This window comes from Olleya sediminilitoris (assembly GCF_016785945.1).
Classification (GTDB): Bacteria; Bacteroidota; Bacteroidia; order Flavobacteriales; family Flavobacteriaceae; genus Olleya; species Olleya sediminilitoris.
Window position 1 is genome coordinate 42,996 of sequence record NZ_JAEMEF010000013.1, and the last position, 13,244, is coordinate 56,239.

General features: G+C 31.4%; 15 protein-coding genes. 8 read left to right on the forward strand and 7 right to left on the reverse strand.

The genetic code is table 11. The annotated features are described in order from the left end of the window. Positions 1–185: 185 nt before the first annotated feature. The 7 genes from JAO71_RS13160 to JAO71_RS13190 form a co-directional block, all read right to left on the reverse strand. Positions 186–983, reverse strand: a complete 798-nt coding sequence (locus JAO71_RS13160) for a hypothetical protein (RefSeq protein ID WP_203001256.1) — start codon at positions 981–983, stop codon at positions 186–188. Between the two features lie 223 nt (positions 984–1,206). Further along, entirely contained in the window at positions 1,207–1,935 is a 729-nt protein-coding gene (locus JAO71_RS13165; RefSeq protein WP_203001258.1) for a hypothetical protein, read from the reverse strand. A 250-nt stretch (positions 1,936–2,185) separates the two neighbouring features. Then, on the reverse strand, positions 2,186–2,443 hold the full coding sequence (locus JAO71_RS13170; protein ID WP_028606173.1) for a DUF6952 family protein: 258 nt from the start codon (positions 2,441–2,443) through the stop codon (positions 2,186–2,188). 88 nt (positions 2,444–2,531) lie between these two features. Next, entirely contained in the window at positions 2,532–2,840 is a 309-nt protein-coding gene (locus tag JAO71_RS13175) for a thioredoxin family protein (RefSeq protein ID WP_028290821.1), read from the reverse strand. 6 nt (positions 2,841–2,846) lie between these two features. Then, entirely contained in the window at positions 2,847–3,491 is a 645-nt protein-coding gene (locus tag JAO71_RS13180) for a peroxiredoxin (protein ID WP_028290820.1), read from the reverse strand. Positions 3,492–3,636: 145 nt separating this feature from the next. Next, a complete protein-coding gene (gene nhaC / locus JAO71_RS13185) occupies positions 3,637–5,103 on the reverse strand; it encodes a Na+/H+ antiporter NhaC (RefSeq protein WP_203001260.1) in 1,467 nt (488 codons plus the stop codon). Positions 5,104–5,335: 232 nt separating this feature from the next. After that, a complete protein-coding gene (locus JAO71_RS13190) occupies positions 5,336–6,535 on the reverse strand; it encodes an aminotransferase class I/II-fold pyridoxal phosphate-dependent enzyme (protein ID WP_203001262.1) in 1,200 nt (399 codons plus the stop codon). Positions 6,536–6,697: 162 nt separating this feature from the next. Between JAO71_RS13190 and JAO71_RS13195 the strand changes: the two genes are divergently transcribed. From JAO71_RS13195 to JAO71_RS13230, 8 genes are all read left to right on the forward strand, one after another. Next, positions 6,698–7,156 carry an Lrp/AsnC family transcriptional regulator gene (locus JAO71_RS13195; RefSeq protein WP_054850859.1) on the forward strand — a complete coding sequence of 153 codons (459 nt, stop codon included), beginning with the start codon at positions 6,698–6,700 and terminating at the stop codon, positions 7,154–7,156. A 66-nt stretch (positions 7,157–7,222) separates the two neighbouring features. After that, positions 7,223–7,783, forward strand: a complete 561-nt coding sequence (locus tag JAO71_RS13200; protein ID WP_203001264.1) for an outer membrane beta-barrel protein — start codon at positions 7,223–7,225, stop codon at positions 7,781–7,783. Positions 7,784–7,877: 94 nt separating this feature from the next. Next, the gene (gene lpdA / locus JAO71_RS13205; protein ID WP_203001266.1) at positions 7,878–9,278 is read left to right on the forward strand and encodes a dihydrolipoyl dehydrogenase; all 1,401 of its coding nucleotides are present in this window, start codon (positions 7,878–7,880) and stop codon (positions 9,276–9,278) included. A 136-nt stretch (positions 9,279–9,414) separates the two neighbouring features. Further along, a complete protein-coding gene (gene tssD, locus JAO71_RS13210; RefSeq protein ID WP_203001268.1) occupies positions 9,415–10,113 on the forward strand; it encodes a type VI secretion system tube protein TssD in 699 nt (232 codons plus the stop codon). 95 nt (positions 10,114–10,208) lie between these two features. After that, entirely contained in the window at positions 10,209–10,973 is a 765-nt protein-coding gene (locus JAO71_RS13215; RefSeq protein WP_203001270.1) for a hypothetical protein, read from the forward strand. 12 nt (positions 10,974–10,985) lie between these two features. Beyond that, positions 10,986–11,819: a hypothetical protein gene (locus JAO71_RS13220; protein WP_203001272.1), complete on the forward strand. Its 834-nt coding sequence runs from the start codon at positions 10,986–10,988 to the stop codon at positions 11,817–11,819. A 43-nt stretch (positions 11,820–11,862) separates the two neighbouring features. Further along, positions 11,863–12,600 carry a hypothetical protein gene (locus JAO71_RS13225; protein ID WP_203001274.1) on the forward strand — a complete coding sequence of 246 codons (738 nt, stop codon included), beginning with the start codon at positions 11,863–11,865 and terminating at the stop codon, positions 12,598–12,600. Between the two features lie 235 nt (positions 12,601–12,835). Continuing rightward, on the forward strand, positions 12,836–13,180 hold the full coding sequence (locus JAO71_RS13230) for a transthyretin-like family protein (RefSeq protein WP_203001282.1): 345 nt from the start codon (positions 12,836–12,838) through the stop codon (positions 13,178–13,180). Positions 13,181–13,244 lie beyond the last annotated feature (64 nt).

Consider the following 13,244-nt stretch of genomic DNA (forward strand, 5'->3'; position numbering starts at 1 on the left):
GGCTTGTAGCGTGTAAAATAGCGATAACTACTGGGTTGAGCACAAGCCAGGTTTTTAAATTTTACTATTTATCTTTTTTGTTGGAAAGTCGTCAAATTTAAAAACTTTGCGACTTTCCAAATATGCCTTAACTTCTCTTAAGCAACTAATCAGCTATGAGCTATAAACGTTGTAGCCAGTAGTTTTTATTCCACGTTAAGTACTTTTGGTTTTTGAAGAATTGATGATATAAATCCATTTATAGTTTCACTTCCGCCACCTAAAGTATTATACACTCCAACAACTCTTGGTGTTATTTTAGTATCATTTTCATACATTACTGCTTTTATTGTTCCTAAAGCCAAAATTGCGTTCTGTATTGTAGTACTATTTATTTCACTTGGCATAGGAATCGAAGTTGAAATAGTTTTTCCACTTATTCCTAAAGTTTGAACAACTAAAGTTCCAGAAATTTTTTCTGATGAAGCTTCTCCACCAATAGCAAATAAATTCCCAAGATTGACTTCTCCTTTCAAAACTGTAATATTCGCAGTAAGCCTTAAACCAACTCCAACATAAACAGGTACAATCACATCAGCGTCAGAAGTTTCAGTTAGTGAAGCGATTGAATATTTGTCAGTCGTTTTGTTTAATTTTACCCCAAAAGACTCTGTGTTAAATTTAATATAATCTAAAATAACAACATATTGATTACCTTTAAAACCTGTTGTTGCTGTTCCAAAAGTAATTCCGCCAGAGTTTGTTATTTGTCCAACTGCAAGTCTCATAGTTTCGTCAGGAAGAGCATCTAACATTCTCGATTTTATACTTCTACTATCATTTTCAACTTCTTTAAGTTTTATTTCTACTGGAAGTGGATCCATTGGATGATATCCATAGTTATTTGCGTTTTTTGGGTCGCCTTGAGTATTTGTGCTCGGTTGTTTCCAGCTTGCGCAACTCGTTAAGCTAATTGTCAAAATAATTAAAAGCACTTTTTTCATATTAGATTGGTTTTGGTTAGTCGTAATTATAAAGCTTATATTTTATTCAAACAATACCTACTAATGGGTATTTATCAAATTATTGGCAACGTGTTTGTGTATGATTTCGTTGCGTGTTTAAGTATTAAAGTTAGCAAATAAATCACAGATAGAAAGTCCGCGAGGACTTTCGTAAGTAGGCTATAACTAGCAATGAATTATACACTGTGTTGGTAACTGTAATTTATCCAATAAGTGCAATCCAATCTCCGATATTATCAAGGACAAATTTTATTCCTCTTTTAAAAATTTCCTTACGACCTAATTCTAAAACTTCTTTTAGTAAAGGCAGACTTTTCTTTCTAACATTCGCAAAAAATCGACTAATCTTCTTGACAGTCGTCTTTTTTGTCATTTTAGGAATATTGTCCTTAATTTCTTCCGCTTCTTTTATTAATTCGGCGTTTTCCTCTTCATTAACTTTTAACACTTTAATTACTTCAACAAAATAATTATGTATTATTATTTGTTTGTCTAGTTCATAAGGATTTATGTCAGCATCTTCATCTAAAATTTCAAAGTTGTCATAAAATTCACGTTCATATTCGTTTAGTATATTTTCTTCGGGTGTCCAACTGGCTTTATTATATGAACGAATTATATTAGTCCAATGTTCTAAAATAGTCAATATTGATTTTTCTTCGGTAACTGATTTTTTAGTTCCGATTTTGGTAGCATTTGTTGGATTATATTCCGCCTTGAAAAGTATTTTGTTTCGATTGTCTTGATGAGGGCTGTGAATAAGAAATTGAAATTCCGATATTTTTGATCTGTCCTTTATTAAAAGTTCCATTGGGTTATTAGTACTCAATTCTAAAATATCACTATTTTTTTCTGCAAATTTTCTAACGCTATTATTCAGACGTTCGACAGTTTGTACAAAAAGTAAAGAATATTGTTTTTTGTTCGTCATTTTTCTCTTATTGTTGCTAACAACTTTTCAATACAAATATCAAATAGATCTCAGGCTATTGTAGTAAATTATTAGTAAGCTAAACTACAATTACTAAATAATAATTACAATACGTATAACTACGTATTTTTATTTATAGTAAATATCTTACAAGGTTAGGAGGTAGGTCTTAGGGGTTTACGTAATAGCATAAAAAAAACCACCTTGCAAGATTGCAAAGTGGCTTTTAAATTTTTCTTTTTCTTTAGTCTTATTTATCAATAGATCCTAAAACACGTTTCATAAAGTTGTTTACCGCTTCTTTTTTAGGCGTACCGTCTTTAATCATTTTATTAACTTCAATAGCACCATACATGTTAGAGATTAGCTCTCCGATAACGTCTAGCTCTTCATCTTTTAAGGATGGTACTTCGGTTAATGCTTCTAGCGTTTCAATGGTTTCGATAACGTAATCTTCGTCGTTATCTTCTATAAATTGCGCTAGGTGTTTTATTACTGGTAATTTCATTGATAAGTATTTTTTAATTTCTGTTTCAAAAGCTGTTCTCGATATAATTTTTGTTACTTCAAAATTACTGGAACTGACGTTTTTTGTATTAGGCTACTTCGTTTACTAAGTCTTTTAATACGTCAAATTTGTTAGTCTGTGTTTGATTTACAAATTTTCCGTCTTTAAAAGTGGCAAACGTTGGTAAATTGTCTACGGTAGCTAATTGTCTTGATTCCGGAAATTTTTCCGCGTCAGCGATAACAAACGTAATGTTTTGTAACTCACCAGCTAATTTTTTAACTTTAGGTTTCATGATACGACAGTTACCACACCAAGTGGCAGAGTATTGTACCACAACGGTGTTGTTGTTTGCTATAATTTCTGATAAATTATCTTGACTTAATTCTTGAACCATGATTGCTTAGTTTACGTGATTTGCTAAATACTCAGCAGTACCAGTTCTGTTAGCGCTCATTGCGTCTTTACCTTCTTCCCAGTTTGCAGGACAAACTTCTCCTTTTTCTTGTACGTGTGTTAAGGCATCAATGATACGTAAAAACTCGTTTACGTTTCTTCCGATAGGCATGTTGTTAACCCCTTCATGTTGTACTACACCATCTTCATCGATTACGTAAGTGGCTCTGTAAGTTACGTTGTCACCTTCAACGGTTACTACACCTGTTTCTTCGTTGTAAGTTTCGTTAGTGATATCTAAAATACCTAAGGTAGAGGCTAGGTTACGGTTAGAGTCTGCTAAAATTGGGTACGTTACACCTTCAATTCCACCATTATCTTTAGGTGTATTTAACCATGCAAAGTGTACTTCTGGAGTATCACAAGAGGCACCAATTACTATAGTATTTCTTTTTGCAAACTCTTCTTTTGCAGCTTCAAAAGCGTGTAATTCTGTTGGGCAAACAAAAGTAAAATCTTTTGGGTACCAGAATAATACTACTTTTTTCTTGTTGTTTTTTGCTTCTTCAAGAACGTTAAGTTTAAAGGTGTCACCCATTTCGTTCATTGCGTCTACTGTTAAGTCTGGAAATTGTTTTCCTACTATAGCCATAGTGTTAAAAATTTTTAGTTATTAGATTAATTTTTGAGTGGCAAAGATATGGTTGAATGTTAAAAAAACAAGCCCAATAAAATTTTTAAATCTTATTGGGCTATAAATTTTTGTTATAGTTTGCTTAAATAAAAATAGTTTGGAACTATTTAGAAATAATCTGTCTTATTTTAATTGAAAACGCTGCAAATAGCAATGTTGTAATAGGGCTTAACCAGTTAAAGATAGCGTATATAAAATAATCTGCTACACTGACGCCTAATACACCAGATTGGTAAGCACCACAGGTGTTCCAGGGGATTAGTACTGAGGTTACTGTACCAGAGTCTTCTAAGGTACGACTTAAGTTTTCTGGCGCGAGCCCTCTGTCTTTATAGGCTTTTTTAAACATTTTACCAGGTATTACAATTGCTAAATATTGGTCTGATGCTATTGCATTTAAGCCTAAACAGCTTATTACTGTGCTTGTAAATAACCCAAAGACGCTAGTGGCAATTTTAAGTAACTCTTTAGTGATTCTGGATAAGGCACCAATTGCGTCCATGATACCACCAAATACCATTGCGCAGCAAATTAAAAAGATGGTCCATAGCATTCCGTTCATTCCTCCAGAAGAAAAAAGTTTGTTAAGTTTTTGGTTGTCGGTTGCAATGTTAGTATCTGTTAATATTGATGTTATAATTGCACTAATTTTTGAATCTGCTAAACTGTCTAAAATATTAGGCTGAAAAATAAAGGCAAAAACAGCAGCAAGAATGATACCTGTAAATAAGGCAATAAGAGGTTTTGTTTTTAATAATATTAATCCAATTACGACACCAGGCACAATGAATAATAAAGGTGTAATGTTAAAGGTGTTTTTAATACTTGCTAAAAGTCCACTGATATCTGTTGTACCACTTGTATCAATTGTTGTGCTTAATATTGAAAATACTATTAAAGTGACTATTAACGTTGGTACTGTAGTAAAAGTCATATATCTAATATGCGTAAACAAATCTGTACCAGCCATAGCAGGAGCAAGGTTTGTGGTGTCGCTTAAAGGAGACATTTTATCTCCAAAATAAGCGCCAGAGATTACTGCTCCAGCAATCATACCTGGTGCAATACCTAATGCGCTACCAATACCAATTAATGCAATACCAACGGTTGCAGATGTGGTCCAGCTACTACCTGTTGCAATAGATATTATTGCAGCAATTATAACCGAAGCGGGTAAAAATATAGCAGGATTTAAAACCTGTAACCCGTAATATACCATTGCAGGAATAATACCACTAACTAACCAAGTACCAGCAAGTGCACCCACTAAAAACAGTATCATGATAGGTACAAAAACGCTTTTAAGGTTTTCCCAGATTTCTTTTAACATTAAAGTTACAGAGACTTTATTAAATAACCCAACACCAGCAGCGACAAGTCCACCAATTAATAAAATGATATGATTGGTATATGTCCCAAACCATTCCTGACCCTCTACAAAAAAGATATTGTATGCTAATAGAGACATTAGGATTACTACCGGAATTAAGGCTTCTAATAAGCTTAACTCTTTATTGTCAATAATCTTTTGGTCATTAATGTCGATTTTGGAAATATTGTCGTCTTGCATTTAGTTAGTTTTTAGGAAGTGTAATGTTACGATTTTACAAGATGTTTTGCAAATTGAATTATATGTTGAAAACTAGTATGTTAAGAGATTTAGACCATGCTTTGTCTGTTTGTGCTTAACTTTTGCTTAATTATTAGTTGCAAATAAGGTAACCTAAAACCCTGTTTAGATAGTTTTTAAAATAGAATAAGGTTTAGCGTTAACTAAACCTTATTTATACACTGATGTGGTCTTAAATTATGTTTAAGGCCTTCATGCAAGTGTGCATTATTTGGTAAGTACGCTGTATGTCTGCATCTAAGCCTATTGAAAACCTGATAAGTCCATTGCTTAACCCCATTGCTTTTTGTTCGTCCTCAGGAATTTCGGACGATGTTGAGCTACCAGGAGCAGAAAACAAGGTTTTGTAAAAGCCTAAACTTACTGCTAAATAGCCAAGGTTTTTTTCTTGCATTAGCTCCATTAACGCATTAGCTTTATCTAAAGATCCAGCGTCAATAGTTAGCATGCCACCAAAACCGTATTTGTCATTCATCATGGATTTAAATAACGCATGAGAAGGATGAGAGGGTAAGCCAGGATAGACGGTTTTAAGACCCAAAGCTTCAAATTTTTGTGCTAGATATAAGGCATTGACACTATGTTGTTGCATCCTGATGTGTAGTGTGCGTAAGTTTTTTAAAACAGAAGCTGCTCTTAAACTATCCATAGTACTGCCTAAAAGCATGCAAGCGCCATCGTTAACATTTCTTAGGCTGTCAATATACTCTTGGGTACCACAAACGACTCCACCAACAGTATCTGATGAGCCATTAATAAACTTTGTTAAACTGTGTATTACGATATCTGCACCTAATTGTGCAGGTGAAATTGATAAAGGTGAAAACGTGTTGTCTACCACCAGTTTTAAATTATACTTTTTGGCAAGTTTAGCTAAAGCTTTAATATCTGCAACTTCTAGTAATGGGTTGCTAACGGACTCGCAATACAACACTTTAGTGTTATTTGTGATAGCAGCTTCAACAGTATCTAATTTTGTGATGTCAACAAAACTAGTGTTTATACCAAATCTAGGGGTGAAGTTTTTTAAAAACGCATAGGTGCCACCATAAATGGTTCGGCTAGATACAATATGGTCTCCTTGACCACATAATTGCATGATAACAGGTGTGATTGCACCCATACCAGATGCAGTGACGTTAGCGGTTTCAGTCCCTTCCATAGCAGCTAAGGCTTCGCCAAGATATAAATTTGAAGGTGTAGAATGTCTAGAGTATAGGTAGCATCCATCTGCATTGCCTTCAAAAGTATCAAACATTGTTTTTGCTGATAAAAAGGTGTAGGTAGAAGAGTCTGAAATAGACGGGTTAACACCTCCAAATTCGCCAAAATACTGTAAATCTTGTATGTTGTTTGCTGGTTTAAATGTCATAATAATAGTTTTAGTGATGATTACATCAAATATCAGTATTATTAGAATAATAATCAATGTAATTAATATTATTAGGAATATAAAACTAATATATGTTGTTTTATTAGAAATTTAATTTGTTATATTTGAAATTGAATAACTAAAACTGAAAATTTTTCCTTTATGACCTTTGATGCTATTGACCAAAAACTACTACAATTACTACAAAATGATAGTAAACAGACTAATAAAGAGCTATCTAATGCATTAAACTTATCTGTAACAGCAGTTTTTGAGCGTATTAAGAAATTAGAAAACAATGGTGTAATTAATAAGTACGTTGCGTTGGTTAAAAAGGAAAAAGTAGACAAAAGTTTTGTTGCTTTTTGCCATATTAAACTCTCACAACACATTCAAGAATACGTAGTACAATTTGAAAAAGAGGTGACCAATTTAACAGAGGTTTTAGAGTGCCATCATATTAGTGGTGATTATGATTATATACTTAAGGTTGTGGTTAAAGATATGGAAGCTTTTAGAGAATTTATGGTAGAAAAACTAACTAATATTAATCATATTGGTAGTACGCATAGTATGTTTGTTATTAGTGAAGTTAAAAGTACTACCGCAATACCTATTTAATTTTTGCTGTGTCGTTTAAGCTATAAACTTTATTTTTGAACAGTATTAATCTATTTAAATCAAAATATGAAACACCATTTAATTTATTTCTTCTTAGTAATATCAGCCCTAAGTTTTGCACAAAAAAACAATAAGCCTTCTTATTTTGGAATAAAAGTAGGAGGTAATATTGCTACTATTTCTGGTGATTTTTCAGAGGAGTACTCGTCACGTTTTAGCTTTCATATTGGTATGACAGGAGAGTTGGAGATTAGTAAAACATTACGATTAGTGCCAGAAGTACTGTTTAGTTCTGTAGGTGCAGAAAATGTTGTCTTAAATTATATAACCTTACCGATTGGTTTAAGAGTGTATCCAGACAAAAACTTTTATTTAGAAGCAGGACCACAAGTCGGTTTTTCTGTAGGCGCAGTAAAAGAGGTTGGATCTACACAATTTGGAAATGACATAACCAATGTTAATCAAACCGATTTAGGTGCTAACATAGGAATAGGGGTAAAAACAGACTCTAGAGTGTTGCTTGGGCTAGGGTATTATCTTGGGCTATCTAATTTAATCCAAGATCAAACGTATAACAATTATAATAGGGTTTTTCAGTTTTCAGTAGCATATTTATTCAAAAATTAGCTTTAAGACTTTAGTGAATAATCACACAAAATTGTACTTTTGTTTATAGAAAGTAACATTTAATAATTTCCGCGAAAGCGAAAAAACAAAATATATGAGTCAATACGACGTAGCAATTATAGGTTCTGGTCCAGGTGGATACGTAGCAGCAATACGTTGCGCGCAATTAGGAATGAAGACAGCAATTATCGAAAAATATTCGACATTAGGTGGTACCTGTCTTAATGTTGGATGTATCCCAAGTAAGGCTTTGTTAGCCTCTTCACATCATTATGAAGAAGCGACTAAGCACTTTGAAGATCACGGAATTGAAATTCCGGGTGAAATTAAAGTAAACCTAGAAAAAATGATTGGTCGTAAACAAGCAGTTGTAGACCAAACAACAGGAGGTATTGAGTTTTTAATGAATAAAAACAAGATTGATGTCTTTACAGGTGTTGGGAGTTTTAAAGATGCTACACATATTATAATAGAAGGCGAAGAAACGACAACCATAGAAGCAAAAAACACAATAATAGCAACAGGTAGTAAGCCTTCTACCTTACCTTTTATTACTTTAGATAAAGAGCGTATTATAACCTCTACAGAAGCTTTAAAACTAAAAGAAATCCCTAAGCACATGATTGTGATTGGAGGCGGAGTTATTGGTTTAGAGCTTGGTCAGGTATACAGACGTTTAGGTGCAGAAGTTACTGTTATTGAGTACATGGACAGAATTTTACCTACAATGGATAAAGCGTTGTCTAAAGAGTTAAATAAAGTGTTTAAGAAAGCTAAATTTAACATGATGCTATCGCATAAAGTTCAATCTGTTGAGCGTCATGGAGATGAAGTTATTGTTAAAGCAGAAAATAAAAAAGGAGAGGTTGTTGAGTTTAAAGGAGACTACTGTTTAGTGTCTGTAGGACGTAAACCTTATACAGATGGTTTGAATGCTGATGCAGCAGGCGTAAAATTAACAGACCGAGGTCAAATTGAAGTTAATGACCATTTACAAACCAATGTTAGTAATATTTATGCTATTGGAGATGTTGTAAAAGGAGCGATGTTAGCACATAAAGCTGAAGAAGAAGGTGTATTTGTTGCCGAAACTTTAGCAGGACAAAAACCACATATTGACTATAACTTAATACCAGGTGTTGTTTACACTTGGCCAGAAGTTGCAGCAGTAGGTAAAACAGAAGAAGAATTAAAAGACGCAGGAGCAGATTATAAAGTAGGTCAGTTTCCTTTTAGGGCTTTAGGACGCGCTAGAGCAGGAGGAGATATTGATGGATTTGTTAAAATACTTGCCGATAAAACTACAGACGAAGTATTAGGAGTACATATGATTGGTGCACGTTGTGCAGATCTTATTGCAGAAGCTGTTACAGCGATGGAGTTTAGAGCCTCTGCCGAAGATATTTCGCGTATGTCACATGCACATCCAACGTTTGCAGAAGCAGTTAAAGAAGCCGCATTAGCAGCTACAGATGATAGAGCATTACACGTGTAATTACAGTATAGTATAACATTTCAATATATCGTTGAAATGCAATAAAAAAAAGCAAACCGAATGGTTTGCTTTTTTTTATGTGAATATTCTTGTTAAATCGATTTAATAAATTAATTTAGTTCTATTAATCAATATTATGAGTATTACAGCAAAACTATATGTTGAAGATAAAGTTTTTAATATTTTAAATTTTAACTTCTCCTTCAATCAGCAATCTAGTATGTCTGGACTTCCTTCTGCAAAACCAACAGGTGGACAGTTTGATATCGTACTAGAAGCCACCAAAGATCCTATTTTTTATGAGTGGATGACCTCCAACAGTTTAATGAATAAGGTCAAAATAGAAATTTCTCAATCTTTTACTTTTGGTAAAACAAGACAAATAGAGCTTATAGACGTCTATTGTTTGTTGCATCAAGATACCTTTAATGGTGTTAATAACCAACCTATGCAAACTTTAATAAAATTATCTCCAGCAATACTGTTGCAAAATGGAGAGAAAATGTTTGAATGGTATTGGAAGGTAACGGATTTGGATGCTAATGTTGAAGAGACGGTTTTGGATACTACAGAACCAAAGTTGCTAAACTATTACATTGAAGATTTAGAAAATAATAGAATCAATGACGCTTCTATTAAAGAAAATCAAGAGATTTATCTAGTTATAAATTCTGAAAATACCCAAGGAGAAGTTGTTGATATAGATCTAGAAAATCATGCCATAGATTTTGAATACAATGGTCAATGGATGAAAGATGATATAATAAATGATGTTGTATTAAACGACACTTTTACTAAAGTTAAACTAAAAGCTGTAAAGCAAAAAGAAAACTAGTTATGGGAATTATTACTTTAAAAAACTATCCTAACGAGACACTTAGCTTTGAACTGCCAGAAGTTGAGAGTGATATCATTAGAATTCATATACACATGGTTAGAATTTATAATGATGGAACAACAATATTAAGTGTTATCAAAATGAAAATTGGAGACAAAAATTATTATTACACGTCAGTATCTAATGATTTGAGTTATTCTTCTCCGGCTAGAGCAGGAATGTATTATGGTTATCTAATAAGAAGAAGTGATAATAAGAATAATCGAAATTACAAGCCTGATAATTTAGAAACTAAAAAGAGAATTGAAACAATATTTAAAAAATTAAATGTTTTTGATGAGAGATTACCAAAAGGTTTCAGAGGAGGTAAAGACAACTATAATTATGCAGAGCATAATGGCTTAAGAATATATGACCCTAGAATTAAAGGCAACCTTGAAACAGGAGGATCTATATTGCCTGGAGGAAATCGTTTTTTTCATGTTGGAAAATTTTATATTCATAGCCATGGTTGTGAGTCTATTGGTAATAGCATACAGTACTTTAATAAAAATGACAATAATATAAAAGATGAGCAAGATGTTTATGATAACATAGGATTATTTGGAGTTAATGATACTGTTTTGGCAACAGGAGGTTTTATAGAAAATATTATTTTAGTTTATGAAAATAATATTAATAAACAAAATCAATCAGCTGTTCATATAGATATCGAAGTAGAAGATAATATTCAAGAAAATTTGAATAAAATTAGTGTTATTGAAGCTAAAGAAAAATATCAGTCTTTGTATCCACCACGTAAGAAACAAGAACCAGTTAAAGTTATTAAGCCCTTAGGGCCTATTTTCAACAATTAATATTTTATTTAAATGAAAACATTTTTATCACTTATATTTATCTTATTATCCTCAATTAACCTTTACAGTCAAAGGTTATGTGAATTAGGTAATTACGATTTAATCACCAATACTATTATTGGAATTGAAAAAGTTCCTTTTACTATGATAAAATTTATCGATAATGATAAACCTCAGAGTGAAAAAATAAGATATGTTTACTGCTATGATGATTTTGGTCGTTTGGTTAACATAGATTTTAAAGGTAATGGAAATATATATGGAGCAGAAGATATAGAAACCGGTTGTTACAAGATAGAAAACGCTACTTACAAATATTCAGATAGCCTATTCCCTAAAAATATTGAGGTTAAAGATACACAATATGAATACTTGATAAAACTAGAGTATAATAATTTAAATAAAATAAAATCCATAACTAATACTGATAAAAAAGGAAAAGTGCTTTCAAGTTTTAATTTTGACTACGATAATAAGAATCAACTTAAACTAATAGATAAAGATTATAATTATTACTATGAATGGGATGAAAAATCTCGTATAAAAAAAATAACAATTCCTGATCCTTTTTATATAATTCGAGAGTATAATTTTAAATACATCAACAATAAATTATCAACAATTACTAAAATTAGTCGTTTTAAAGAAAGCCCTGATAAAATAAGAACACAAAGTACTTATACCTATATTTATAAGAACAATAAATTACATAAAGTACAGTATGGTAACTCTACAACAACAGAGCTTTCTTATAGTTTATACAATTATAATAATGATGATAAAGTCATTATAACGTATTACACAAATAAAGACCAATACGAATACCATTATGAATGCTACTATTAGCCGCTTAAAATACTTTTTTTCCTTTGTACTATTTGTTTTATCATTGAGTCTTCATAGCCAGGGAATATGCGATTATGGAGATTATCATCTAGTTTTAAATAAAATTAAAGGTATTGATAAGTCGGAATTTTCTGAATTCAAAGTCTTACAAAGAGATAAACTTTTATATACTTACAAGTATGATTCATTAGCACGATTTACAGAAGCTAAATTTTACATTGAAAGAATTGAAAACTCTTGCGATGGTACAAAGTATGCTTATTATGTTTATTCTAAAACGGAGCAACCTGATATAATAAAGGTTACAGATGACTATGGTACTCATGATGCTAAATTAACTTATTATGATAATGGAAACTTAAAACAAATCAATTATAATGATTTTCTGTTTGTCGATTATGAATACAATCTTAAAAACCAAATCAAAACTATAAAGAAAGACCGTAAAGTGTATCGTTATTTATGGAATGAAGAGAATAAGATTGAAAAAATTACAATTGATTTTTTAAGTAATGGCAGAAAACAAGAAATTAAGTTTATATATGAAAACAATTTATTAAAAGAAGTTTTGCATACTCAATTAAGTAGAGGATATCTTCAAATTAATAAAAAATACACGTATAAATATAAGAATAAATGTCTTAGTGAGATTATTTATATGAACATGCGTACAAATGCTATTGGTTATTATAATTATAGCTATGATGATAAAGATAAATTAATTATTACAATAAATGATTCCAACAAAAAATACATAAAACATTATGAATGTTATTATTAATGTTGGTTTAAGTGTAACCATTATATAACAGATTAATAGCTTCTAAAAGACATTCTAAGCTTGATGTTGTTTACTTATTTGGATTTGAAATGAAGATATATATATTCTTTATAATAAAGGTTTGGGGAGGTAAAACAACATTCTGTAAAAATTACAGATTGTAATTAAAGAGCACAAAGTCAATCATGCTTTAGTGACTTTGAGTTATATTAAGTTTAACTACAATAGAACTAAAATGAGGATTATATTTTTCTTAATGTTTTTAATATTAAATGGCTGTAAATCTAGTCCTACGATTTATAAAGGATATGTTTATCATGAAAACAAGCCACTAGTTAATGTAAGCGTAATAAAAGAATATGCTATAGATAGTAAAGATTCGACTTTAACAGATTCATCCGGTTATTTTGAATTACAAAAAGAACCTAACTTTTTAGTTTCTTTAATATTTATAAAGGAGAATTTCAGGTCTGAAACAATACCTTCTGTTTGGACACAACATGGTGAAAAAGTTAAATATACCTTTTTGAATAAAGTATTTGATACCGTTAGATTGAATAAAAGTACAGTAAAACAATGATTACCGCTTAAGTCTTTTAATCGTTGATTTATGTATTACAACCTCTATATGTTTATTTAAAATG

Bases quoted from the DNA above. Each gene is read 5' to 3' on its own strand.
- JAO71_RS13160 (WP_203001256.1), bottom strand. From the start codon at position 983: ATGAAAAAAGTGCTTTTAATTATTTTGACAATTAGCTTAACGAGTTGC.
- JAO71_RS13165 (WP_203001258.1), bottom strand. From the start codon at position 1,935: ATGACGAACAAAAAACAATATTCTTTACTTTTTGTACAAACTGTCGAA.
- JAO71_RS13170 (WP_028606173.1), bottom strand. From the start codon at position 2,443: ATGAAATTACCAGTAATAAAACACCTAGCGCAATTTATAGAAGATAAC.
- JAO71_RS13175 (WP_028290821.1), bottom strand. From the start codon at position 2,840: ATGGTTCAAGAATTAAGTCAAGATAATTTATCAGAAATTATAGCAAAC.
- JAO71_RS13180 (WP_028290820.1), bottom strand. From the start codon at position 3,491: ATGGCTATAGTAGGAAAACAATTTCCAGACTTAACAGTAGACGCAATG.
- nhaC (WP_203001260.1), bottom strand. From the start codon at position 5,103: ATGCAAGACGACAATATTTCCAAAATCGACATTAATGACCAAAAGATT.
- JAO71_RS13190 (WP_203001262.1), bottom strand. From the start codon at position 6,535: ATGACATTTAAACCAGCAAACAACATACAAGATTTACAGTATTTTGGC.
- JAO71_RS13195 (WP_054850859.1), top strand. From the start codon at position 6,698: ATGACCTTTGATGCTATTGACCAAAAACTACTACAATTACTACAAAAT.
- JAO71_RS13200 (WP_203001264.1), top strand. From the start codon at position 7,223: ATGAAACACCATTTAATTTATTTCTTCTTAGTAATATCAGCCCTAAGT.
- lpdA (WP_203001266.1), top strand. From the start codon at position 7,878: ATGAGTCAATACGACGTAGCAATTATAGGTTCTGGTCCAGGTGGATAC.
- tssD (WP_203001268.1), top strand. From the start codon at position 9,415: ATGAGTATTACAGCAAAACTATATGTTGAAGATAAAGTTTTTAATATT.
- JAO71_RS13215 (WP_203001270.1), top strand. From the start codon at position 10,209: ATGGTTAGAATTTATAATGATGGAACAACAATATTAAGTGTTATCAAA.
- JAO71_RS13220 (WP_203001272.1), top strand. From the start codon at position 10,986: ATGAAAACATTTTTATCACTTATATTTATCTTATTATCCTCAATTAAC.
- JAO71_RS13230 (WP_203001282.1), top strand. From the start codon at position 12,836: ATGAGGATTATATTTTTCTTAATGTTTTTAATATTAAATGGCTGTAAA.